Annotated in this window: 23 protein-coding genes; 15 read left to right on the forward strand and 8 right to left on the reverse strand. The window is 69.3% G+C overall.

Annotated features, from left to right (window positions below):
- Window positions 1-8: 8 nt before the first annotated feature.
- Window positions 9-545, reverse strand: a complete 537-nt coding sequence (locus ACQEVG_RS25210) for a hypothetical protein (protein ID WP_432987719.1) — start codon at window positions 543-545, stop codon at window positions 9-11.
- 204 nt (window positions 546-749) lie between these two features.
- Here ACQEVG_RS25210 and ACQEVG_RS25215 point away from each other — a divergent pair, with 204 nt between their 5' ends.
- From ACQEVG_RS25215 to ACQEVG_RS25245, 7 genes are all read left to right on the forward strand, one after another.
- On the forward strand, window positions 750-1,712 hold the full coding sequence (locus ACQEVG_RS25215; protein ID WP_432987721.1) for a GNAT family N-acetyltransferase: 963 nt from the start codon (window positions 750-752) through the stop codon (window positions 1,710-1,712).
- Window positions 1,713-1,780: 68 nt separating this feature from the next.
- The gene (locus ACQEVG_RS25220) at window positions 1,781-3,406 is read left to right on the forward strand and encodes a peptide ABC transporter substrate-binding protein (protein WP_432987723.1); all 1,626 of its coding nucleotides are present in this window, start codon (window positions 1,781-1,783) and stop codon (window positions 3,404-3,406) included.
- A 24-nt stretch (window positions 3,407-3,430) separates the two neighbouring features.
- Complete coding sequence (locus ACQEVG_RS25225) at window positions 3,431-4,354, forward strand: ABC transporter permease (RefSeq protein WP_432987725.1); 924 nt, start codon at window positions 3,431-3,433, stop codon at window positions 4,352-4,354.
- Window positions 4,347-5,327, forward strand: coding sequence for an ABC transporter permease (locus ACQEVG_RS25230; protein WP_432987727.1), 981 nt, complete (start codon window positions 4,347-4,349; stop codon window positions 5,325-5,327). Before ACQEVG_RS25225 ends, ACQEVG_RS25230 begins: the two co-directional genes overlap by 8 nt.
- An 11-nt stretch (window positions 5,328-5,338) precedes the next feature.
- Window positions 5,339-6,313, forward strand: a complete 975-nt coding sequence (locus tag ACQEVG_RS25235) for an ABC transporter ATP-binding protein (protein WP_432987729.1) — start codon at window positions 5,339-5,341, stop codon at window positions 6,311-6,313.
- Window positions 6,306-7,346, forward strand: a complete 1,041-nt coding sequence (locus tag ACQEVG_RS25240) for an ABC transporter ATP-binding protein (RefSeq protein WP_432987731.1) — start codon at window positions 6,306-6,308, stop codon at window positions 7,344-7,346. Before ACQEVG_RS25235 ends, ACQEVG_RS25240 begins: the two co-directional genes overlap by 8 nt.
- Window positions 7,347-7,572: 226 nt before the next feature.
- A complete protein-coding gene (locus ACQEVG_RS25245) occupies window positions 7,573-8,643 on the forward strand; it encodes a hypothetical protein (protein WP_432987733.1) in 1,071 nt (356 codons plus the stop codon).
- 78 nt (window positions 8,644-8,721) lie between these two features.
- Here the strand turns inward: ACQEVG_RS25245 and ACQEVG_RS25250 are convergent, their stop codons facing one another.
- The gene (locus ACQEVG_RS25250; RefSeq protein WP_432987735.1) at window positions 8,722-10,857 is read right to left on the reverse strand and encodes a prolyl oligopeptidase family serine peptidase; all 2,136 of its coding nucleotides are present in this window, start codon (window positions 10,855-10,857) and stop codon (window positions 8,722-8,724) included.
- Between the two features lie 156 nt (window positions 10,858-11,013).
- Between ACQEVG_RS25250 and ACQEVG_RS25255 the strand changes: the two genes are divergently transcribed.
- From ACQEVG_RS25255 to ACQEVG_RS25290, 8 genes are all read left to right on the forward strand, one after another.
- Entirely contained in the window at window positions 11,014-11,208 is a 195-nt protein-coding gene (locus ACQEVG_RS25255) for a hypothetical protein (RefSeq protein WP_142213873.1), read from the forward strand.
- A gap of 48 nt (window positions 11,209-11,256) precedes the next feature.
- A complete protein-coding gene (gene mshB / locus ACQEVG_RS25260) occupies window positions 11,257-12,144 on the forward strand; it encodes an N-acetyl-1-D-myo-inositol-2-amino-2-deoxy-alpha-D-glucopyranoside deacetylase (protein ID WP_432987737.1) in 888 nt (295 codons plus the stop codon).
- Window positions 12,141-12,554 carry a DUF6113 family protein gene (locus ACQEVG_RS25265; protein ID WP_432987740.1) on the forward strand — a complete coding sequence of 138 codons (414 nt, stop codon included), beginning with the start codon at window positions 12,141-12,143 and terminating at the stop codon, window positions 12,552-12,554. Before mshB ends, ACQEVG_RS25265 begins: the two co-directional genes overlap by 4 nt.
- Before the next feature lie 235 nt (window positions 12,555-12,789).
- The gene (locus tag ACQEVG_RS25270) at window positions 12,790-15,051 is read left to right on the forward strand and encodes a hypothetical protein (RefSeq protein WP_432987742.1); all 2,262 of its coding nucleotides are present in this window, start codon (window positions 12,790-12,792) and stop codon (window positions 15,049-15,051) included.
- 138 nt (window positions 15,052-15,189) lie between these two features.
- Window positions 15,190-16,122 carry an ABC transporter ATP-binding protein gene (locus ACQEVG_RS25275; RefSeq protein ID WP_432987745.1) on the forward strand — a complete coding sequence of 311 codons (933 nt, stop codon included), beginning with the start codon at window positions 15,190-15,192 and terminating at the stop codon, window positions 16,120-16,122.
- Window positions 16,116-16,871 (forward strand): ABC transporter permease, encoded by a 756-nt coding sequence (locus ACQEVG_RS25280; RefSeq protein ID WP_432987748.1) that lies wholly within the window; start codon window positions 16,116-16,118, stop codon window positions 16,869-16,871. Before ACQEVG_RS25275 ends, ACQEVG_RS25280 begins: the two co-directional genes overlap by 7 nt.
- A gap of 56 nt (window positions 16,872-16,927) precedes the next feature.
- Window positions 16,928-18,016 carry a sensor histidine kinase gene (locus ACQEVG_RS25285; protein ID WP_432992886.1) on the forward strand — a complete coding sequence of 363 codons (1,089 nt, stop codon included), beginning with the start codon at window positions 16,928-16,930 and terminating at the stop codon, window positions 18,014-18,016.
- Complete coding sequence (locus tag ACQEVG_RS25290) at window positions 18,013-18,618, forward strand: response regulator (protein WP_432987750.1); 606 nt, start codon at window positions 18,013-18,015, stop codon at window positions 18,616-18,618. The genes ACQEVG_RS25285 and ACQEVG_RS25290 overlap by 4 nt, the downstream gene beginning before the upstream one ends.
- 173 nt (window positions 18,619-18,791) lie before the next feature.
- Here ACQEVG_RS25290 and ACQEVG_RS25295 read toward each other — a convergent pair whose 3' ends face one another.
- The 6 genes from ACQEVG_RS25295 to ACQEVG_RS25320 form a co-directional block, all read right to left on the reverse strand.
- The gene (locus ACQEVG_RS25295) at window positions 18,792-18,986 is read right to left on the reverse strand and encodes a hypothetical protein (RefSeq protein WP_432987752.1); all 195 of its coding nucleotides are present in this window, start codon (window positions 18,984-18,986) and stop codon (window positions 18,792-18,794) included.
- Window positions 18,983-19,339, reverse strand: coding sequence for a hypothetical protein (locus ACQEVG_RS25300; protein WP_432987755.1), 357 nt, complete (start codon window positions 19,337-19,339; stop codon window positions 18,983-18,985). Before ACQEVG_RS25300 ends, ACQEVG_RS25295 begins: the two co-directional genes overlap by 4 nt.
- 107 nt (window positions 19,340-19,446) lie before the next feature.
- The gene (locus ACQEVG_RS25305; protein ID WP_432987757.1) at window positions 19,447-20,022 is read right to left on the reverse strand and encodes a hypothetical protein; all 576 of its coding nucleotides are present in this window, start codon (window positions 20,020-20,022) and stop codon (window positions 19,447-19,449) included.
- Window positions 20,023-20,346: 324 nt separating this feature from the next.
- Window positions 20,347-20,760, reverse strand: coding sequence for a hypothetical protein (locus tag ACQEVG_RS25310; RefSeq protein WP_432987760.1), 414 nt, complete (start codon window positions 20,758-20,760; stop codon window positions 20,347-20,349).
- Between the two features lie 111 nt (window positions 20,761-20,871).
- Complete coding sequence (locus ACQEVG_RS25315; RefSeq protein ID WP_432987762.1) at window positions 20,872-21,021, reverse strand: hypothetical protein; 150 nt, start codon at window positions 21,019-21,021, stop codon at window positions 20,872-20,874.
- 9 nt (window positions 21,022-21,030) lie between these two features.
- Window positions 21,031-21,882, reverse strand: a complete 852-nt coding sequence (locus ACQEVG_RS25320; protein WP_432987765.1) for a transglutaminase-like domain-containing protein — start codon at window positions 21,880-21,882, stop codon at window positions 21,031-21,033.
- Window positions 21,883-21,889: the final 7 nt, after the last annotated feature.

Here is a 21,889-nt window from a genome sequence, read left to right on the forward strand (position 1 = left end):
GGTATTCGTCAGGAGTACTGAATACCCCACAGATTGTTGTTCGCCTTGACCGGAATGACGCCGGGCTTCTTGTAAACGGTCTGCGTCTTGCAGACGCCGCCGGCTCCCGTGTAGACCCGGTACTTGTGCGCGGTGAAGCTCTTGGCGTCGTGATACATCATCAGTCGGCCCTTGGTCTTGCCGGCCTTGCGCTGCACGGTGGCCGAGTAGGTCCAGGTGTCGGACTTGGTCCAGGTCTTCGCCAGGGAGACGCTGAAGGACGTGCTGGCCTTGGCGAAGATGACGCCGGCCTCGGCGCCGACGGTTGCCGTGCCGGTGGCGGTCCAGCTGCCGGTCTTGTTCTTCGCGTAACTGATGGTGACACCAGGCCGGGCCCAGTCGCTGTGAATGTTGGTGGGCTTCCACACCGTCTTCTTGTTGATGATGGCGATGTAGGTCCCCGACGAGTCGCATCCCTGAACTCCCGCATGTGCGGGCGCGGCTGCGACGATGGTGCCACCGCTGAGGACAACAGCAGCGAGTGCCGTGCTGAGTGCACGCCTCATTTTCAGTTTTCCCCTCGTTTTGGTCTCACCGTCGGCGGCTTGACCGGTCGCCGACAACTGTGGCCCAAGTGGTCGCGAGTTGGAATCCATTTGAGGAAAAGCTGAGCTTGACTTCCGTGTCACTGAAGGAAGTTGACGATCCAACAGAAATACGGCCGGTCAAAATCGTTTGCGCATCCGCGTTCCGGCCCGAAGAGTGGCGGCATGTCCCTTACCGTCCGGCCGGCCACCCCCGAGGATGCGCCCGCTGTCTGTGCCCTGCTGAACGCGGTCGATGTTGCCGAAATCGGGCGACCGGATACCGATCTCAGCTCCGTCGAGACCGATCTGACCCGCTCCGAGGCCGATCTGGAGCACAACTCCTGGCTGGCGTTCGAGGACGGCGGCCTGGTGGCGTACGGACTGCTGTGGGACGACTCCGGGGCCGAGCGCATCGACATCGACCACTATGTGCTGCCCGACCACCAGGCGGCGGGCGAGCGGCTCCTCGATCTGATCGAGATACGGGCCGCCCAGAAGGCCGCCGCCAACGGAGCCGACCGGGCAGTCGTCCACCTCCACCTCAATGTCCGCCCCACCCTGGACACCGCGCTGCTCACCAGCCGCAGCTGGGAGACCGTGCGCCGCTACAACGTACTGAGCCGGCCGCTGTCGCCGGCGGCCGATCACGTCCCCGCACCGCCTGCGGGGCTCACCCTGCGCGAGTGCCGCGGCGAAGCGGACCGCAGGCGCGCCCATCAGCTCGTCGAGGAGACCTTCGCCGAGCACTACGACCATCAGCCGCGCAGCTACGAGCAGTGGCTCGAGGGCCGGGGCAAGGGCCTCGACTGGTCCCTGGTGTGGATCGCCTCTCTCGCCGGCTCCGGTGATGTCGCGGTGGTGATGACCCGCAACGACCGGGAGAACATGGGCTGGATCCAGGACCTCGGCGTACGCAAGCAGGTCAGGGGCCAGGGCATCGCGAGCCATCTGCTGCGCCACGCCTTCGGCGTCTACGCCGGTCTCGGCCGCGACATCAGCGCCATCGGCCTGGGCGTGGACACCGGGAACGCGACGGGTGCGCTGCGGCTGTACGAGTCCCATGGCATGAGCCTCGACTTCGCCGTGGACACCTGGGAGGTGATCCTGAGGGCCGATCCGCCGACTCGTCCGGACGGCCGAGGATAACGCGCGGTCTGCACATATATGGGGTGTATTCGGTCCTAAGGGAGACTCGGGACCACAGGAGGCACTCCATGCGTGGAGCGACGCACGCCAGATGGGCCGCAGCTGCGGTGGCCGTCGCCCTCACGGCGACGGCCTGCGGCGGCGGCACCGACAGCGGTGGTGGCGACACAGGGATCGTGAGCTCTTCCTGGGGCGACCCGCAGAACCCGCTGGAGCCCGCGAACACCAACGAGGTGCAGGGCGGCAAGGTCCTCGACATGGTCTTCCGCGGCCTCAAGCGGTACAACGCGAAGACCGGCGCGGCCGAAGACATGATCGCCGAGAAGATCGACACCTCGGACTCGGTCAACTTCACGATCACCATCAAGGACGACTGGACCTTCAGCAACGGCGAGAAGGTCACCGCCAAGTCCTTCGTGGACGCCTGGAACTACGGCGCCAACCTCAAGAACAACCAGAAGAACGCGTACTTCTTCGGCCAGATCGACGGGTACGACCAGGTCCACCCGGAGAAGGGGCAGCCCACCGCCCAGACCCTGTCCGGACTCAAGGTCGTCAACGACACGAGCTTCACGGTCAAGCTCAACCAGAAGTTCTCCACCTGGCCCGACACCCTCGGCTACTCCGCCTTCTCCCCGCTTCCCCAGGCGTTCTTCACCAGCCACGACTCCTGGCTCGCGAAGCCCGTCGGCAACGGCCCGTACACCATCGACTCGTACGCCAGGGGCTCGAAGATGTCCCTGCGCAAGTGGGACGGCTACCCGGGCCCCGACAAGGCGCAGAACGGCGGCGTCGACCTGAATGTGTACACGGACAACAACACCGCCTACACCGATCTGACGGCGGGCAATCTGGACCTCGTCGACGATGTGCCGGCCGCGCAGCTGAAGAACGTCAAGGCCGACCTCGACGGCCGGTACATCAACACTCCCGCCGGCATCATCCAGACCCTCGCCTTCCCGTACTACACCAAGGCATGGAACACCCCGAACGGTGCGAAGGTCCGCAAGGGCATCTCCATGGCGATCAACCGCCAGCAGATCACCGACACGATCTTCCAGAAGACGCGTACGCCCGCGAAGGACTGGACCTCCCCCGTGCTCGGCACGGACGGCGGTTACAAGGACACGCTCTGCGGCGACGCCTGCACCTACAACCCCACCGAGGCCAAGAAGCTGATCACGGAGGGCGGCGGCTTCCCCGGCGGCCAGCTGAAGATCTCGTACAACGCCGACACCGGCTCGCACAAGGAGTGGGTCGACGCCGTCTGCAACAGCATCAACAACGCGCTGGGCAACGACCGGGCGTGCGTCGGCAACCCCGTCGGCACCTTCGCCGACTTCCGCAACCAGATCGGTCAGCACAAGATGCCCGGCCCCTTCCGGGCCGGCTGGCAGATGGACTACCCGCTGATCCAGAACTTCCTGCAGCCGCTCTACTACACCAACGCCTCGTCCAACGACGGCCTGTGGAGCAACCCGGAATTCGACAAGCTCGTCAACGAGGCCAACGCCGAGTCCGACACGAAGAAGGCCGTGGAGACCTTCCAGCAGGCCGAGGAAGTCGTACGCGACCAGATGGCCGCCATCCCGCTCTGGTACCAGAACGGCAGTGCCGGCTACTCGGAACGGATCTCCGATGTCGCGCTGAACCCGTTCAGTCTCCCTGTCTACAACGAGATCACGGTGAAGTGACCGACCGACGCCGGGAGGCCAGCGATGGGACGGTATGTGATCCGGCGTCTGCTGCAGATGATCCCGGTCTTCTTCGGCGCGACGCTGCTGATCTTCCTCATGGTGAACGTGATGGGCGACCCCATCGCGGGGCTCTGCGGCGAACGCCAGTGCGACCCCGCGACGGCCGCCCAGCTGCGCAAGGAGTTCGGCCTCGACAAGCCGGTGTGGCAGCAATACCTGACCTATATGGGCAACGTCTTCACCGGTGACTTCGGCACCGCCTTCAACGGGCAGCCGGTCACCGAGCTGATGGCGGAGGCCTTCCCGGTGACCATCCGGCTCACCCTGGTCGCGATCGTCTTCGAGATCATCATCGGCATCACGCTGGGCGTGATCACCGGCCTGAAACGCGGCCGTCCCGTCGACACCGGCGTGCTGGTGCTCACCCTGGTGGTCATCGCGATCCCGACCTTCGTCATGGGTCTCCTCCTCCAGCTGCTGCTGGGCGTCGAGTGGGGCGTCATCAAGCCCGCCGTATCACCGGAAGCACCGCTCAACGAGCTGATCATCCCCGGTCTCGTACTCGCCTCGGTCTCGCTCGCGTACGTCACCCGGCTGACCAGGACCTCGATCGCCGAGAACGCCCGCTCCGACTATGTCCGCACCGCGAAGGCGAAGGGGCTCCCCAGAAGGCGGGTCATCAGCCGCCATCTGCTGCGCAATTCACTGATCCCGGTGCTCACCTTCATCGGCACCGACGTGGGCGCGCTGATGGGCGGCGCGATCGTCACCGAGCGCATCTTCAACATCCACGGCGTCGGCTACCAGCTCTACCAGGGCATCGTCCGCCAGAACACCCAGACCGTCGTCGGCTTTGTGACCGTTCTCGTCCTGGTGTTCCTGCTGGCGAATCTGCTCGTCGACCTCCTGTACGCCGTACTCGATCCAAGGATCCGCTATGCCTGAGCCGCAGTACGACAACGGCGGAGCCATCGCTTCGACCGGCGCGGGCGGCGGGATGGACCTCGCGACCAGCGAGGGCGCGACCCTGGAGAAGACCCCCGGCGGCCCGCTGGGCACGGGTCCCTCCGAGAAGCCCCGCAGTCTCTGGTCGGACGCCTGGGGCGATCTGTGGCGCAATCCCGTCTTCATCATCTCGGGAGTGATCATCGCCTTTCTGGTGATCATCGCGATCTGGCCGCAGCTCATCGCCTCCGGCAATCCGCTCCAGTGCGACCTCGCCAAGGCGCAGCAGGGCTCCCAGCCCGGCCACCCCTTCGGCTTCAACGGACAGGGCTGCGACGTCTACACACGTACCGTCTACGGCGCGCGGACCTCGGTGACCGTCGGCGTTTGTGCCACCCTCGGCGTCGCGCTGCTCGGGTCCGTACTCGGCGGTCTTGCCGGTTTCTTCGGCGGTGCCTGGGACGCGATTCTGTCCAGAATGACCGACATCTTCTTCGGCATCCCCGTTGTCCTGGGTGGTCTGGTGCTGCTGTCCGTGGTCAACAGCACGACGGTCTGGCCGGTGGTCGGCTTCATGGTGCTGCTCGGCTGGCCGCAGATCTCCCGTATCGGGCGCGGCTCGGTCATCACCGCCAAACAGAACGACTACGTCCAGGCGGCGCGGGCGCTCGGCGCGTCCAACACTCGGATGCTGCTGCGGCACATCGGGCCGAACGCCGTCGCCCCGGTGATCGTCGTGGCGACCATCGCGCTCGGTACGTTCATCGCCCTGGAGGCGACCCTGTCCTACCTCGGCGCCGGTCTGAAGCCGCCGACCGTGTCCTGGGGCATCGACATCTCCTCGGCGTCGCCGTACATCCGCAACGCCCCGCACATGCTGCTCTGGCCGGCCGGCGCGCTGGCGATCACGGTGCTCGCGTTCATCATGCTCGGCGACGCGGTGCGCGACGCCCTCGACCCCAAGCTGCGCTGAGGAGCCCGCCCATGTTGCTCGAAGTGCGCGATCTGCACGTGGAGTTCCGTGTGCGGGACGGCGTGGCCAATGCCGCCAACGGCGTCAACTACACGGTCGAGGAGGGCCAGACGCTCGCCGTACTGGGCGAGTCGGGCTCCGGAAAGTCCGTCACCGCGCAGGCCGTCATGGGGATTCTGGACATCCCGCCGGGGCGGGTCACCGGCGGTGAGGTGCTCTTCAAGGGACAGGATCTGCTGAAGCTCAAGGAGAAGGAGCGGCGGAAGATCCGCGGGGCCCAGATGGCCATGATCTTCCAGGACGCGCTGTCGTCGCTGAACCCGGTGCTGAGCGTCGGTGACCAGCTCGGGGAGATGTTCACCGCGCACCGGGGGATGTCGAGGAAGGACGCGCGGGCGAAGGCCGTTGAGCTGATGGAACGGGTGGGAATCCCGGGGGCGAAGGAGCGGGTGGGGCAGTATCCGCACCAGTTCAGCGGGGGCATGCGGCAGCGGATCATGATCGCCATGGCGCTGGCGCTGGAGCCGTCGCTGATCATCGCGGACGAGCCGACGACCGCGCTCGACGTCACCGTCCAGGCACAGGTGATGGAGCTGCTCGCGGGGCTCCAGGACGAGCTGAACATGGGGCTGATCCTGATCACCCACGACCTGGGCGTGGTCGCGGACGTCGCGGACAGGATCGCGGTGATGTACGCGGGGCGGATCGTCGAGACGGCCCCCGTGCACGACATCTACAAATCCCCTGCTCATCCGTACACGAAGGGTCTGCTGGCCTCGATCCCACGGCTCGACCAGAAGGGCCGCGAGCTGTACGCGATCAAGGGCCTGCCGCCGAACCTGATGCACATTCCGCCCGGCTGCGCCTTCCATCCGCGCTGTCCGCTGGCGCAGGACGTGTGCCGGACGGACGAGCCGCCGCTGTACGAGGTGTCAAAGGAGCGGGGCAGTGCCTGCCACTTCTGGCAGGAGGTACTCCATGGCTGAGGCGATCCTGGAGGTTCGCGACCTGGTGAAGCACTATCCGCTGACCCGGGGCATCCTCTTCAAGAAGCAGGTCGGCGCGGTCAAGGCGGTGGACGGGGTCGACCTCGACCTGGTGGCGGGCGAGACGCTGGGCATCGTGGGGGAGTCGGGCTGCGGCAAGTCCACGCTGGCGAAGATGCTGGTGCATCTGGAGGAGCCGACGGCGGGGTCGATCCGCTACAAGGGCGACGACGTCACCAAGCTGTCGGGACGGGCGCTGAAGGCGGTGCGGCGGAACATCCAGATGGTGTTCCAGGATCCGTATACGTCCCTCAACCCCCGGATGACGGTCGGGGACATCATCGGGGAGCCGTACGAGATCCATCCGGAGGTGGCGCCGAAGGGCTCGCGCCGGCAGAAGGTGCAGGACCTCCTCGACGTCGTCGGGCTCAACCCGGAGTACATCAACCGCTATCCGCACCAGTTCTCCGGCGGGCAGCGGCAGCGGATCGGCATCGCGCGGGGCCTCGCGCTCCAGCCGGAGATCATCGTGGCGGACGAGCCGGTGTCGGCGCTCGACGTCTCGATCCAGGCGCAGGTCATCAATCTGCTGGACAGCCTGCAGAGTGAATTCAACCTGAGCTATGTGTTCATCGCACACGACCTGTCGATCGTGCGGCACATCTCGGACCGAGTGGGCGTGATGTATCTGGGCCGGATCGTGGAGATCGGCAAGGACGAGGAGATCTACGAGCATCCGACGCATCCGTACACCCAGGCACTGCTGTCGGCGGTTCCGGTGCCGGATCCGGAGGCGCGGGAGCACCGGGAGCGGATCATTCTGCACGGGGATGTGCCGTCACCGGCGAACATTCCGTCGGGGTGCCGCTTCAGGACGCGCTGCTGGAAGGCACAGGAGCGGTGCGAGGTGGAGGTGCCGCTGCTGGAGGTGCCGGAGATGTTCCGGCGGGGGGCCGGGCCGGCGAAGCATCCGTCGGCGTGCCACTTCGCGGAGGAGAAGCGGGTGGTGCCGCCAGGAGCGGGGCACCTCTGAACGAGGAGTGAGCATGGGCGACATAGCCCAATAAATGTGCATCAATTTCTTTAACACGCAGGCAACTTGACCGTCGCAGCTCCGATATACGAACCCGTCACGCTGAACAGCGTACGGCCGTGCGGGTGCCGTAGACCGGTCGGGGATCGCCATGTGGCCCCGACCGGTCGCCTGTGCGGTGCGTGAACCCTTGTTGAAGGGGCCACAGCGATGCAGCATCGCCGGTGTGACTCTTACCCGGCGGGCCCGGATCACCGGTGCGGTGCTGTGCGCCGCACTCGCCCTCGTCCTGGGGGTGTGGATAGTCCGGGATCTCACGAGCGTCGACAACCCGCTCGACCTCTTGCGCCTCTGGACGACCGGAAACGACCGCGGCAACGCCGCCGTCCCGCTGACGACCACCCTCGACGACCTGGTGCTGTTCCTGGTGTACGTCACCGTGGGCGTAGCCGCCCTGCGCTCGCCCGTGGCGGCCGCCGCGCTGGTGGCCGCGGGCGTGATCACGCTCGCTGTGCGGCTGCCCAGGCTGTGGGTCCTCAGCTCGTCCTGGATGGGGCTGCGGGCCAGCGACGAATTGCGCACCAGGGCGCTGTACTTCACCTTCGCGGCGATCGCTCTGGGCGTGGGGCTGCTCATCACGGCGGTGGCGGGGCGGCGGCGGGCGCGGCCCGGTGCGTCCGCCCCGTACACGGCGTACACGGCGTACACCGCGTATGACGCGTACGCCGCGCAGGCCGCGCACGAGCGGACGCCGACCCGGCCGACGCGAGGTGTGTCGGTGCTCGCCTTTGTGCTGCTGAGCGCGGCGGCGGGGGTGCTGGCGGCATGGGAGGTCCGCACGGCGACGCGGAACAGGGGCCGCGGCTATCCGGACCGCTTCACCGGCAGCGAGTCCATGCCGTTGCCGCTGCTCGGCACGCCGCCGGGCTGGCTGACCGCGGTGATCGTGGTACTCGCGCTGGTGGCGGCGTTCGGCGCGCTCTTCCATGCGGTGTACTCGCGGCCGCTGGGGCTGGTGGTGGCGGCGTTCCTGCTCGGCGCGGGTGGGCGCGGCGTCGACACCGCGATACGGAACGAGCTGCTCCCGGGGCTCGGTGATCTGCCGACGTGGGACCAGCTGCTCGTGCTGTCCTGGCTGTTCGAACTGACGGCGGGTGCGGTGCTGGTGCTTGCGCTGGCCCGCCGCGGGGAGAGCGCCGCGCAGGGGGCGGTGCGGCCGTCGGGTTACGGGTACGGCTATCCGCAGGGGGGTGGCACGGGCCCGCCGCCGCCGTCCTCGCCCCCACCGGGCTGGTGACGGCGGAGTTCCCCCACCCCCACCCCCGCCCCTCCGCGCTGAGGACTCGCCCGAAGGGCGTCAGCGAGGCGACGGAAACTACCCCAGCCCCAACGACCTCCTCAAGAACTCCACCTGAAGCAGCAGCAGATTCTCCGCAATCTGCTCCTGCGGCGTCATATGCGTAACTCCCGTCAACGGCAGCACCTCATGCCCCCGCCCCGCCGCCAACAACGCCGCCGACAGCCGCAACGTATGTGCCATCACCACATTGTCGTCCGCCAGGCCGTGGATGATCATCAGCGGCCGCGCCGGATCCTCCGGCGTCGTCAACCCGTCCTCCGTCACCAGGGAGTTCGCCGCGTACACCTCCGGCCGCTCCGCCGGATCCCCCAGATACCGCTCCGTGTAGTGCGTGTCGTACAGCCGCAGATCGCTCACCGGCGCGCCCGCCACCGCCGCATGGAAGACGTCGGGGCGGCGCAGCACCGCCAGCGCCGCCAGATAGCCCCCGTACGACCAGCCGCGGATCCCCACCCGGCCGAGGTCCAGGGGGAACGTCCCGGCCAGTGAGTGCAGCGCCTCGATCTGGTCGTCGAGGGTCAGCGGGAAGTTGTCCTTGATCGCCTTCTCCCAGCCGGGGGAGCGCCCGGGAGCCCCCCGCCCGTCCGCGACGATCACCGCGAAGCCCTGGTCCGCGAACCACTGCGAGGTCAGATACGGATTGTGCGCGGCCAGCACCCGCTGGCTGTGCGGTCCGCCGTACGGATCCATCAGCACCGGCAGGGGGCCGTCCGACTCCCGGTACCCCGTGGGGAGCAGGACCGCGCACGGAATCCTGGGCCGGCCCCCCTCGCACAGCCGCACCCGGGGACTCAGCACCGGCTGCTCCGCGTACGAGGCCACGGTCGCGATCGGCTTCCCCTCCCGCAACACCTGCACGGACGTTCCGCTCACCTCCGTACGCGAGGACGCAAGCACGGTCACCCCGCCGGAGCGCACCGCCGAGTGCACCCCGGAGCCCTGCGAAATCCGCTCGATCCCCAGCTCATTGACCCGGTAGACATGCATCTCGCCGATCTCGGGTTCCGCGGCCTCCTCGCCCGCCGCCGCGGAGACCAGCACATCGCTCTCGCCGATGTCCAGCACCGCCCGCAGCTGCAGCTGCGCCCCGGTCAGCGCCCGGTCGCCGACCGCCAGCACCCGTGCGCCGCCCTCGTCCGCGATCCGTACAAGGCGGCCGTCCGGCGCCCAGGCCGGCACTCCGGGGAACAGGTCCAGCCACACCGGATCCTCGTCGACGTGCACCGTCCGGGTCGCGCCCGACTGCGAATCCACCGCCAGATAGAGCTGGGTGCGCTGGTCGCGCGCCTGGACGAGCAGCAGCGGAGCGCCCGCCGAAGACCAGTGCACCCGGGCGAGATACGGATACCGGGCCCGGTCCCAGGTCACCTCCGTACGCTCCCCGTCCAGCGTGACCAGGAACAGCCGCACCTCGGCATTGGGCGTCCCGGCCGCCGGGTACGCGATCTGCTCCGGCTTCCGGTCCGGATGCGCGGGATCGGAGATCCACCAGCGCCGCACCTTCCGCTCGTCCACCCGGGCCACCAGCAGCCGGTCCGACTCGGGCGCCCACCAGAAGCCGCGCGAGCGCCCCATCTCCTCGGCCGCGATGAACTCCGCAAGGCCGTACGAGCTGTCCTTGTCCTCCGGCTCCGCCAGCGCCCGGTCCCCGTCGCCCTCCGCGCCGGTCACCCGCAGCGCGCCCCTGGCCACATAAGCGATACGGCGGCCGTCGGGGGACGGGCGGGGGTCGATCACCGGCCCGGGCACGGGCAGTTCGCGCGCGGTTCCGGCCCGCAGCTCGGCCGCGTACAGCCGCCCGGAGAGCGCGAAGGCCGCCAACTCGACCTCCTGGTCCACCGCATAGGCGACGATGCCCGAAGACCCCTCGCGGCTGCGCTCCCGCCTGGCCCGCTCCTGCGCGGAGAGCTTCTCCTGCGCCCCGCCCAGCAGCGCGTCGGGATCGGCGGCCAACCGTTCCTGCGGCCGGCGGGCATCGCCGTCGAGATCCAGCACCCAGAGCCGGCCCACCCGGTCGGTCCCGGAGGCCGACCGGAGGAACACCACCCGGGAGCCGTCCGGCGACACGGTGAAGGCGCGCGGTGCGCCGAGCGTGAAGCGCTGGGTCCTGGCGTACTGACGCGGGAAGGAGAGCTGCAGCCTCGTGGTCATGCGACCGAACCTAGCGTTCGTGCGCCCCCGTGTGCTGCTGTGCACCGATCGATGCGTTGGTACGGATAGTTATGATCCCTAGCGCAAGGTGGGTATGAACCCGCTGGCACATGCAACCTGCCCGTCCCGACCGAATATCTGTGGAGGTGAACCGCCGTGGCACTCTCGATTTCGGCGGTGGTGCTGCTGGCGATCGTCGTCTTCCTGCTGGTCCGGAAGTCCGGGCTGAAGGGTGGGCATGCGGCGGTCTGCGTGTTGCTCGGGTTCTATCTTGCAAGCTCGTCCATCGCCCCCACCATCAACGAGCTGACCACGAATGTGGCGGGGATGATCGGTGGCATCAAGTTCTAGCGCGACGGGTCCGGCCTGATCCAAAAGACAGGCCCTAGGCTGCCCCGTATGAAGGATCTACCCGCCCGTCGTCTGCTCCTGGTGCATGCGCACCCGGACGACGAGTCGATCAACAACGGCGCCACGATGGCCCTGTACGCGGCCACCGGCACCCAGGTCACGCTGGTGACCTGCACCCTCGGGGAGGAGGGCGAGGTCATTCCGCCGGACCTCGCCCACCTCGCGCCCGACCGGGACGACCGGCTCGGACCCCATCGCATCGGTGAACTGGCCGCCGCGATGACGGAGCTGGGCGTCACCGACCACCGCTTCCTCGGCGGCCCCGGCCGCTTCCGGGACTCCGGGATGATGGGCCTCGAGCAGAACCACCGCCCCGGCGCGTTCTGGGACACCGATGTGGACGAGGCTGCCCCGTACCTCGTCGAGATCATCCGTTCGGTGCGGCCCCAGGTGCTTGTGACGTATGACCCCAACGGCGGCTACGGACACCCCGACCACATCCAGGCGCACCGCGTCGCGATGCGCGCGGCCGAGCTGGCCGCGGAGCCCGACTTCCGGCGCGACCTCGGCGACGCGCACGCCATCGCCAAGATCTACTGGAACCGGGTGCCACGGTCGGTGGCCGAGGAGGGCTTCGCCCGGCTGCGGGCGGCGGGAGTGGACTTCCCGGGCATCGCGGCGATCGACGACATTCCGGGTGTCGTGGACGATTCCCAGATCACCGCGGAGATCGACGGTACTTCGTACACGGAGCGGAAGGCGGCGGCGATGCGCGCTCATGCCTCCCAAATCGCCGTGGACGGGCCCTTCTTCGCACTCTCCAACGATCTGGGGCAGCCGATCTTCGGCACGGAGTACTACCAGTTGGTGCGGGGTGAGCCGGGTGCTCCACTCGGAGAGCGCGAGCACGACCTCTTCGCGGGAGTGGCGGCATGAGCGGACATGACGGGCAGGCCGGCTCCTGGCTGACGCAGTCGCCCAGACCGGGCCGGATCGCCGCGTACCTCGGTCTCGCCGTGTTCGGCCTGCTGGTCGGGATCGCGGGCGCGCTGGTCCAAGGCGCCTGGTTCCCGGGCGGGTTGCTGCTCTCGCTGCTCGCCACCGCGGGTCTCTTCTACGGCTCGCTGCGCGCCACCGGCACCCAGCTCGGCGTGCTCGCGCCGGCGGTGGGATGGCTGATGGGGATCGTGGTGCTGAGCATCGGACGGCCCGAGGGTGACGGGGTGTTCGCCGCCGGGATCGGGCCGCTCGTCTACATGCTCGGCGGAATGGCAGTGGCTGTGATGTGCGCCACCATGTCGAGGCCTTTGCAACCGGACGGCAGACCCAGCCGACTTGGCACATAAGGGGTCTGCGATACCCCCGCCAAGCAGTCGGTACGGCAGACGCCTATGGTGGGTCGCCCCGAGGGGTGGGAAGCCCCCGAACTGACCATGCCGGTACGGTCGGCGGTATGTCGCTTCCCACAGTCCCGGGGTGTCTGTCGGCGGCGCCCAGTATGGTGGTGCGCGCCGCCGAGCCGCCCACAGCAGTAGCTATCCAGTAAAAAACGGGCGGCGAAGCCAACCGGGAGAACCTGCTTTGAGTCGTGAAACTGACAGTTCGTCCTCCGGCCCCCAGGGGCGCGGTGGAGCCGCGTACCCCTCGGGGACACCGCCGTACGGAACCCGCCAGTATCCGTCGCTGCATCCCACGCAGGACGCACCGGACGAGGCCGACGCGGTCCCCGAGCAGCAGTCGGACGAGCCCAGGACCGAGACCACGCTGACCACGCGCATCCGGATCAACATCCCGGGCTCGCGGCCGATCCCGCCGGTGGTCATGCGCACGCCCATGAGCGACGTGGACGCGGCCACCGCCTCGGCGGCGACCGCCGCTTCCTCGGGTTCCGCCGGCTCCTCCGGAAGACAGAGCGGCGAGCGTACGGGCAGCACACCGCGGCCCGATGTGACGCAGGAGAGTGCCGCGCCGGCGGCGGAGCCGCAGGCCGAGGAGAAGGCTCCGGCGAGCGACTGGTTCGCTCCCCGCAAGTCCTCGTCCGCCACGAACGGGGCGGGCCTGTCGGCCTCGGCCGCGCAGCCGTCCGCTCCCGTTCCGGCTCCGGGTGCGCCCGCGGGCCCGGCGTCCGCGAGCGGCGGCGGAAGCGGCGCGTCGTCGCCGTACTTCTCCGACGGTCCCGGCTCGGGCGGTCCGGCCTCCGGTGGTCCCGGCGGCCAGGGTGGTCCCGGCGTGCCCCGCCCCGGTGGCTCGCTCAGCGACCTGGCGGCGAACGCCGACGGCCCGGCATCCGGCGCGAACGGCTTCGCCCCCGGGAACAACACGCCTCCGCCGGGAGCGCGCCCGCCCGCCGGGCCGACTTCGGGACCCGTCAAGGGCAGCATGCCGATCCGCCCGCGCCCCGGCGGCCAGGGCGGCCCCGGCACGAGCGGCGTTCCCGGCGGCCCCGGTCCGATGGTCCCCGGCCTCCCCGGCCTCCCCGGCGTCCCCGGCGGCCCCGGTCCCGGCGTCCCCGGTCCGATGGTTCCCGGCGTCCCCGGTCCCGGCCCTGGCGCCCCCGGCGCGCCCCGGATGTCCGACGACACCGCCGTGCTGACCCCGCAGAAGCCCGCAGGACCCGCCCCCGAGCCTCCCGCCGGCCATGTCTCCGGCGACACGCTCACCAGCGGCATTCCCGTCGTCCCGAGCGACCACCGCTCGCCCTTCCCGTCGCCCGGCGGCCCGCCGCCGGGCCCCGGCACCGGACCGAACCCGGTCATGGGGGGATACCCCGGCCCCCAGGACGAGGGCGAATTCTCCGCGCCGGAATTCCCGGCCGGCCCCGGCGGCGGCCCCGCCGGACCCGTCGTGCCGACCCCGCCCGCCACCCCGAGGCCCGCACCCCGGCCCGCGCCCGCCAAGAAGGGCCGCTCCAAGCTGGTGCTCGCCGGCGCCGGAGTGGTCGGCCTGCTCGGCATCGCGTACGGCGCCGGACTGCTGCTGAACCACTCCGACGTACCGAAGAGCACCACGGTCCTCGGCGTCGACATCGGCGGCGGCACCAAGGAGGAGGCGGTCAGCAAGCTCGACACCGCCCTCGGCAAGCAGGCCGCCACGCCGCTCCAGCTCTCGGTCGGCGGCAAGAAGGAGCAGCTCGCCCCGGACAAGGCCGGGCTCTCCCTGGACAGCCAGGCAACCGTCCGTAACGCCGCGGGCAGCGACTACAACCCCGTCTCGGTGATCGGCTCCCTCTTCGGCAGCGAGCGGGTCGCCGAACCGGTGATCCTCGTCGACGAGGAGAAGCTGAGCGTCGCGCTCACCGATCTCGCGGGCGTCTCCGGCTCGGCGAGTGAGGGCACGATCAGGTTCGAGCCGAACAAGGCCGTCGCCGTACCGGGCAAGGCGGGCCTGACGCTGGACGTCGGCCGTTCCATGATCTCGGTCAAGGACGCCTACCGCGCCCAGGTCGAGACAGGCAGGCCGAACGTCGTTGAACTCCCCGTCGCCACCCGCGGGCCGAGGGTCACCCAGACCGAGCTGGACCGGGCGATGAAGCAGTTCGCCGAGCCCGCCATGTCCGGCCTGATCACCATAAAAGCGGGCGACAAGCAGATCCAGTTCGGCCCGGCCAAGTCGCTGCCGAAGATCCTTTCCATGAAGGCGATCGACGGGAAGCTGGTCGAGGTCTACGACAAGAAGGCGATCACCGAGCTCCTCGACGGCGTCTTCGACGGGATCATGATCACCAAGGGTGACGGCAAGAAGCACCAGCTCACCGCGGACGACGTCGCCCAGGCGATGGGGACGGCGCTGCGCGGCAAGACGCCGGCCGAGCGCACCGCCACGATCGAGCTCGACCCGAGCTAGCGTTACTGACAGCTCATGAGCCCCTGCCCGGTCCCGCGGGCAGGGGCTCTGTCACGACCACGGCCATGACATCTGTCATCCCTCAGTCACGACCGCCGACACTGACGGCGGACCCCTGCCCACGGCCAGTCTTGGCACATGACGACGACAGCCGCTCCCACCGTGACGACCCCGGTGGTGAGCTTCGAGAAGGTGAACAAGAGCTACGGCTCGGTCCGTGCGGTGACTGATCTCTCGCTGACGCTCCACCCCGGCGAGACCGTCGCCCTCCTCGGCCCCAACGGTGCGGGCAAGTCCTCCACCCTCGATCTGCTCCTCGGCCTGCGCCCCGCCGACACCGGTTCCATCAAGCTCTTCGGTACGACCCCGCAGCAGGCCGTCACGGGCGGCCGCGTCGGCGCGATGCTCCAGAGCGGCGGCCTGATGGAGGAGGTGAAGGTCCGCGAACTGGTGCGGCTCGCCTGCGCGCTGCACCCCAAGCCGTACCCCGTCGACCAGGTGCTGTCCCAGGCCGGGATCGCCCAGATCGCCGACCGTATGGTCAACAAGCTCTCCGGCGGCCAGGAGCAGCGCGTGCGGTTCGCGCTCGCGACCGCCGGAGCCAATGACCTCATCGTGCTCGACGAGCCGACCACCGGTATGGACGTCACATCGCGGCAGTCCTTCTGGGCCACCATGCGCGAGCAGACCCGGCAGGGCCGCACGGTCCTGTTCGCCACGCACTATCTGGAAGAGGCCGACGCGATCGCCGACCGGGTGATCGTGCTGCACCGCGGGCGGCTCCTCGCCGACGGCACGGCCGCCGAGATCAAGGCGAAGGCGGGCGCCCGGCGGATCTCCTTCGACCTGGAGGGCGCTGTCGACGAGCGAGCGCTGCGCGGGCTGCCGTTCCTGTCCACGTTCTCGCTGTCCGGCCGTACGGTCCGCATGCAGTCGCACGACGCGGACGCGACCGTCCACGCGCTGTACGGACTCGGGGTCTACCCCCGCAATCTCGAAGTCGCAGGACTGGGCCTTGAGCAGGCCTTCGTCGCCATCACGGAGGCCGAGGAGGCCAAGACAGCATGCTGAATCCATTCTCTGGGGCTCTCATCAAGCTGGAGATCACCCGCACCCTGCGGAACAAGAAGTTCATGTTCTTCTCGGCGATCTATCCCTCCGCGCTCTTCCTGATGATCGCGGGCACCCAGGACTCCACCGCCAAGGTCCCGCACACCAATCTGACGATGCCCGCCTTCTACATGGTCGCGATGGCGTCCTTCGGCGCGCTGACCGCCGTACTGATGGGCAACAGCGAGCGGATCGCCAAGGAACGCGAGAAGGGCTGGGTCCGCCAGCTGCGCCTCACCTCGCTGCCCGGTCGCGGCTATGTCCTGGCGAAGATCGCCGGTGCCGCGGTGGTCACCCTGCCGTCGATCGTGATCGTCTTCGTGGTGGCGGCCGCGGCCAAGGACGTACGCCTGGAGAACTGGCAGTGGCTCGCGCTCACCGGCGCCATCTGGGCCGGCAGCCTCTGCTTCGCCGCCCTCGGAGTGGCCCTCGGCTATCTCGTCTCGGGCGACGCGGTACGGCCCGTCACGATGATCCTGTACTTCGGCCTCTCGATCCTCGGCGGCCTGTGGATGCCCACCACCGTCTACCCGCAGTGGCTGCAGACCATCGCGGAATGGCTGCCCACGCACGCCTACGCGGCCCTCGGCCAGGCCATTGAGCTCGGAACGTCCCCGCACCTGAAGGACGTTGCGATACTGGCCGCGTACTTCCTGATCTTTGCCTCAGGTGCGGCCTGGCTGTACCGGAAGGACACACTGAAGGCGTGAACGAGGAAACCTTCGCCGAGATCGGGCGGCCGCCGACCACGCGCCGTCAGGCCTTCATGAAGCTGATGTGGATCGGCATCTGGCTGGCCTTCATGGGCGCCCCGGTCAGCGACCTCGTGGGCGGCGGACACGCCGCCCGGCCGACCGCCCTCGGGTGGCTCGGCCTGGTGGCCTTCGTAGCCGTCTATCTGGCCCTGGTCTTCCGCCACACCTCAAGGCCGCTGGCCAGGACCACGGTCTACGCCACACTCGCCGTCCTCTTCTCCCTCTCCGTCGTCCTCTCCCTGACGCTCGGCTCCGAGTGGCTGGTGCTCTTCGTGTACGTGTCGGTGTCGGCCGGAGCGGTACTGCCGCTGCGGCTGGCCCGTTGGGCGATCCCGGGGATCACGGGGGCGATGGTCCTGATCGGCCTGAAGACCGACGACCCGGGGCGCATCCTCCCGGCAGTCGTCATCCCCGCGCTGCTCGGCGGATTCTCGATGACGGGCGTGCGGCATCTGGTGCGTACGACCATTGAACTGCGCGAGGCCCGGGCCACGGTCGCCCAGCTCGCCGCGAACGAAGAGCGCCTGCGGCTGGCCCGGGACCTGCACGACCTGCTCGGCCACTCCCTCTCCCTGATCACCCTGAAGAGCGAACTGGCCGGGCGGATGCTGCCGGACCAGCCGGAGCGGGCGGCCCAGCAGGTCGCCGACATCGAGCAGGTCAGCCGGCAGGCGCTGGTGGACGTACGGGAGGCGGTCACCGGCTATCGACGGCCCACGCTGCCGGGCGAGTTGGCGGGGGCGCGCACTGCCCTGGCGGCGGCCGGGATCACGGCCGAAGTTCCCACGGATTCCCCCGAAGTCCCCGAGAAGCAGGAGGCGGCACTCGCCTGGTCGCTGCGGGAGGCGGTGACCAATGTCGTACGGCACAGCGGAGCGCACCGCTGCGTCATAGCGCTGACGCAGCGCCAGACACTGGACGGCCCGCTGCTGGAGCTGACCGTGGACGACAACGGTCATGGCGGCGGCGCGGCGTTCGGCAACGGACTCACCGGTCTTCGCGAACGCGTCACCGAGGTCGGCGGCACGGTGACCACCGGCTCCGGAAAAGCAGGCGGCTTCACCCTCACCGTCCAGGTCCCTCTAGGATCCGCCTCATGATCCGACTCCTCCTGGCCGAAGACCAGTCGATGGTCCGCGAGGCCCTTGCGGCGCTGCTCGGCCTGGACCCGGACTTCGAGGTGGTCGCCCAAGTCGCCCGCGGCGACGAGGTCTTGGCGGCGGCCCGCGCCCACGAGGCGGACGTGGCCCTCCTCGACATCGAGATGCCGGGCAAGACGGGCATCGAGGCGGCCCGCGAACTCCACGCGGAGTTCCCCGCGATGAAGATCGTCATCCTCACAACTTTCGGCCGCCCCGGCTACCTCCGCACCGCGATGGAATCGGGCGCGGACGCCTTCCTGGTGAAGGACGCCCCCGCGGCCCAACTGGCCGACGCGGTACGCAAGGTGCTCGCCGGCGAACGCGTCATCGACCCGGGCCTGGCGGCGGCGGCGCTGGCGGAGGGCGCCAACCCGTTGACCGACCGCGAACGCGAGGTCCTGCGGTCGGCGGCGGACGGGGCGACGAACGCGGAACTGGCGACGCGGCTGCATCTGTCGCAGGGGACGGTGCGCAACTATCTGTCGACGGCGATCCAGAAGCTGGCGGTCAGAAACCGGGCGGAGGCGGTACGGACGGCGCGCGAGAAGGGCTGGCTGTAGGCGGTTTCCACGGAGCGCGGGCGGCAGTCGGGCGCTCTCGGCATCGCGGGACAAGCCGAGGCGCCGTGCCTGCGCACCCCTCGCGCGTCAGCCGACCCAAGTGACCCGCTGGATGTACACGCGCTTGCGGTAATCGATGATCTGGTACCACACCATGATCGGTCCCGTGGCGATCACTCGGAGACCCTGGGGTTCGCTGTGCTCGCCCCGTCGCCGGGGTCCTGCCCCAGAGAGGCGAGCACCACGAGCTCGCGGGCGATCTCCTGCGCGGCTTGCCGTCCCCGCTCCGGCAGGTCACCGACGACCCAGTCGGGTTCCGCGCCGTACTCCCAGGACCACTCGTTGTCCGGTAAATCCTGTCCGCTCAAGCCGAGATCTCCCTCTCGGCCTCGCGCAGAATGCTGTTGATCTCCGCCAGGGCCGACCAGAACGTCTTTTCGTCGGCCGTACTGTCCTGGGAGATCCGTTCGGCTTCGTGCAGCCGGGCGGCACGCGTGGGGAAGCGCTTCACGGCTACGAACACACCCCAGCGGCGCAGGAAGAGCTGCAGGGGTGCGGTGCTCCCGGTCTGGCTGGCCTCGTCGAACGCGCGCCCTGCCTCCAGATCGAACTGCGGCAGATCCACCAGGCTGACGCACTTGACGGCCTCACGCAGGGCCCCTCGGGTCAGCGGCGGCGTGGGGATGACCGGTCCGTCGTGATGCGCAGGCTGTGCGCTCATCGCTTCGTTCCTCTCACCTGCCGACGTGACGCGGTACGGCGTATGCGGCCACCGGGTCAGGATAGCCGTGGCGGGTGATCCCCGACCGGTACTCGGCATCCGCCCGCTCACGACGTCCACGACCCGGCCAGCGCCGCTCGGGCGAGCGCCGCGCCGCGCGTGGCCGGGGCGGCCGTGATCTCGGCCCGTCCCTGTCGGCACCCGGGGCACAGCTCCTCGTCCGCCACCGGCCGGAACAGCCGTAACTGAGTGTGCTCGCCCTCGCACTCCCGCATCCGCGCGACCCTCGGTTCCGGGGGTACGTCGACGGGCGGCGCCTCTCGCAGTGCATACCGCAGCAGACCACCGGGCCGGTGGATGGGCGTACCCGGCGCGGGCAGGTTGCGTCCAACCCCGGCCCGTAGAGTCTCGGCCGTGTGCCCGCCGGCCAGCCGCTGCGCGGCGAGGGCCGCGAGCTCCGGCAGCATGGCGCGAGGCACGCGCAGCCGCTGGTCCAACTCGTACAGCCCCTCCACCACTTGGCGCGCGTCCTCCGGCGCGGCGGGAGGGTTGGCGGTGTTTCTCGGGGAGATCTTCTCTGGATGACGGCCGACGGCCCGAGCGGTCGGCTCACCGGCGGCCGGGTTCCGTACCGTCGGTCCTCCGTCTCGCGCGTGGGCGGCCTCCTCCGCGCTGAGCGGCACGTTGGAAACGAGCTGCCGGGTCCGCCAGCGCCCCCGCTCCGCCTGTTCCCGCCACTCGTGCAGAAAGCCTTCCGCCTTGAGCTGCTGCTTGGCCCGCAGAAAGGCGATCTTCTTGATCCCGGCGCGCTCGGCGGTCTTCGACAGCGGCTCGTCGGCTTCCTTCGGCAGCGACAGCTGCCAGGTCAGGAGCCGTACGGCGTCGGAGGAGAGGCGCGGATGGCGGATGATCTCGTTCGGTCTGGCCGAGTTTGGCCAGTATCCGCGAGATGTGCGCCTTGACGGTGCGTTCTGCTTTCCCCAGCCGGTGCGGTCGCTGCGTGCAGGTCAGAGAGCGAAGCGCGGGGTGGTCCCGAGGTCCTTGATCTGGACGTGGATCGTCGTTCCGTTGGGGAACTTCTCCGGCTGCTTGAGCTCCCAGCTGGCGCGGTAGACGTGGCTGATCTCGCCGACGTACTTCGCCTTCTTCCAGCCGGTGAACGCCCTGGGAGCCTTCTTCGGCTCCTCGACGATCACGCGCATCTGGTAGGTGCCGCCCTTCTGGGGGGCGGTGTAGTCACCGGAGAGGCTGTAGAGGAGGTCCTTCTCCCGGTCCGCGACGACCAGGGTCGCCCGGGTGTGGTCCTTGTTGTGGACGTCGTGGAACTTCTTCGCCGCATACGCCTGCCCTCCGACGAGAAGCGCACCGACGGTCATGGCCAGGGTGAGAAGGACGCTTGCAGCGGTGCGGATCTTACGCATATGCGAATTTGTCTCCCTGATGCCGCTCGTCCCAGCGAAGCCCCGTGCCCCGAGTGCGGCGGCAATCGAGATCCAACCTAACTGATCGCTCTGACAGATACAGGGCAGTAACTAGCCGTGCAACGACGGGTGTTGGCCATCGGGGAAATACCCGTCAGGGCTCACCCGAAGATCCACGCCGAGCACCGGAGTCGCGGCGGCCAGCGCCAGGAACGGGTACTGCAGCCCGAAGGAGTAGTCCCGCACTCGCAAATGGGTCACGTCCGGGGCTCAGTTCAGCATCGCCCGCGCCGCCCGCGCCCTCTCCTTGATCACGTCCGCCGTCGCCGGGTCCACCGCCGCCACCACCTCCGCGTACGCGTCGAGCTCCGCCGCACCCGTCAGGAACTCCCCGCGCTGTACGAGCAATTGGGCCCGCTCGTACCGCAGGCGCGCCGGGTGCGAGGGCAGCAGCAACGACAGATCGAGCGCCCACAGCGCGACCTCCGACTGTTCCGGCCGGGCCGCCGCCCACGCGCGGATGTTGTTCAGGATGCGCAGTACGAGGTCGAGCGGATCCGCCGGGGCCAGCATCGAAGGGTCCAGCGGCGCCCCCGTCGCCCCTGCGACCAGCAGATCCGCGTCGGAGCCCGTCAGCACCCGGCCGCCGTCGAAGGGGTCGGCCAGGACCTGCTCGTCCGTAGCGGCCGGGTCGCCGAAGCCGACCACGAAATGGCCGGGCAGGGCGACTCCGTACACCGGCGCACCCGCCCGGCGTGCCACCTCGATCCACACCACCGAGAGCAGGATGGGCAGGCCCCGGCGGCGTCGCAGCACCTCGTGCAGCAGGGACGACTCAAGGCGCTGATAGTCGCCGGGGCTGCCCCTGAAGTCGTAGCGACCGCCGAGCAGGTCGGCCAGGGCCGTGGCCCACGCGCGGGGGCCGGTCAGGCCGAAGGGGAGCATGCCCGCGAGGCGGTCCAGTTCGATCTGGGCCGCGTCCAGACCTGCGTCGTCCAGCGCCGGATCCGCCACCGTGCCGACCAGCAGGCACAGCAGTGAGAGGTCGGGCCGCTCGCAGCGGGCCTCCTCGGCGAACTGCCGCCGCCGGTCGACGGGCGGGTCGGGGGATTCATCGTACATACGCGAT

Origin of the sequence: Streptomyces sp. CA-135486 (assembly GCF_050936555.1) — a bacterium.
Classification (GTDB): domain Bacteria; phylum Actinomycetota; class Actinomycetes; order Streptomycetales; family Streptomycetaceae; genus Streptomyces.

Coding starts and splice junctions, on each gene's coding strand:
- ACQEVG_RS25210 (WP_432987719.1), bottom strand. CDS start 545: ATGAGGCGTGCACTCAGCACGGCACTCGCTGCTGTTGTCCTCAGCGGT.
- ACQEVG_RS25215 (WP_432987721.1), top strand. CDS start 750: ATGTCCCTTACCGTCCGGCCGGCCACCCCCGAGGATGCGCCCGCTGTC.
- ACQEVG_RS25220 (WP_432987723.1), top strand. CDS start 1,781: ATGCGTGGAGCGACGCACGCCAGATGGGCCGCAGCTGCGGTGGCCGTC.
- ACQEVG_RS25225 (WP_432987725.1), top strand. CDS start 3,431: ATGGGACGGTATGTGATCCGGCGTCTGCTGCAGATGATCCCGGTCTTC.
- ACQEVG_RS25230 (WP_432987727.1), top strand. CDS start 4,347: ATGCCTGAGCCGCAGTACGACAACGGCGGAGCCATCGCTTCGACCGGC.
- ACQEVG_RS25235 (WP_432987729.1), top strand. CDS start 5,339: ATGTTGCTCGAAGTGCGCGATCTGCACGTGGAGTTCCGTGTGCGGGAC.
- ACQEVG_RS25240 (WP_432987731.1), top strand. CDS start 6,306: ATGGCTGAGGCGATCCTGGAGGTTCGCGACCTGGTGAAGCACTATCCG.
- ACQEVG_RS25250 (WP_432987735.1), bottom strand. CDS start 10,857: ATGACCACGAGGCTGCAGCTCTCCTTCCCGCGTCAGTACGCCAGGACC.
- mshB (WP_432987737.1), top strand. CDS start 11,257: ATGAAGGATCTACCCGCCCGTCGTCTGCTCCTGGTGCATGCGCACCCG.
- ACQEVG_RS25265 (WP_432987740.1), top strand. CDS start 12,141: ATGAGCGGACATGACGGGCAGGCCGGCTCCTGGCTGACGCAGTCGCCC.
- ACQEVG_RS25275 (WP_432987745.1), top strand. CDS start 15,190: ATGACGACGACAGCCGCTCCCACCGTGACGACCCCGGTGGTGAGCTTC.
- ACQEVG_RS25280 (WP_432987748.1), top strand. CDS start 16,116: ATGCTGAATCCATTCTCTGGGGCTCTCATCAAGCTGGAGATCACCCGC.
- ACQEVG_RS25285 (WP_432992886.1), top strand. CDS start 16,928: ATGAAGCTGATGTGGATCGGCATCTGGCTGGCCTTCATGGGCGCCCCG.
- ACQEVG_RS25290 (WP_432987750.1), top strand. CDS start 18,013: ATGATCCGACTCCTCCTGGCCGAAGACCAGTCGATGGTCCGCGAGGCC.
- ACQEVG_RS25300 (WP_432987755.1), bottom strand. CDS start 19,339: ATGAGCGCACAGCCTGCGCATCACGACGGACCGGTCATCCCCACGCCG.
- ACQEVG_RS25310 (WP_432987760.1), bottom strand. CDS start 20,760: ATGCGTAAGATCCGCACCGCTGCAAGCGTCCTTCTCACCCTGGCCATG.
- ACQEVG_RS25320 (WP_432987765.1), bottom strand. CDS start 21,882: ATGTACGATGAATCCCCCGACCCGCCCGTCGACCGGCGGCGGCAGTTC.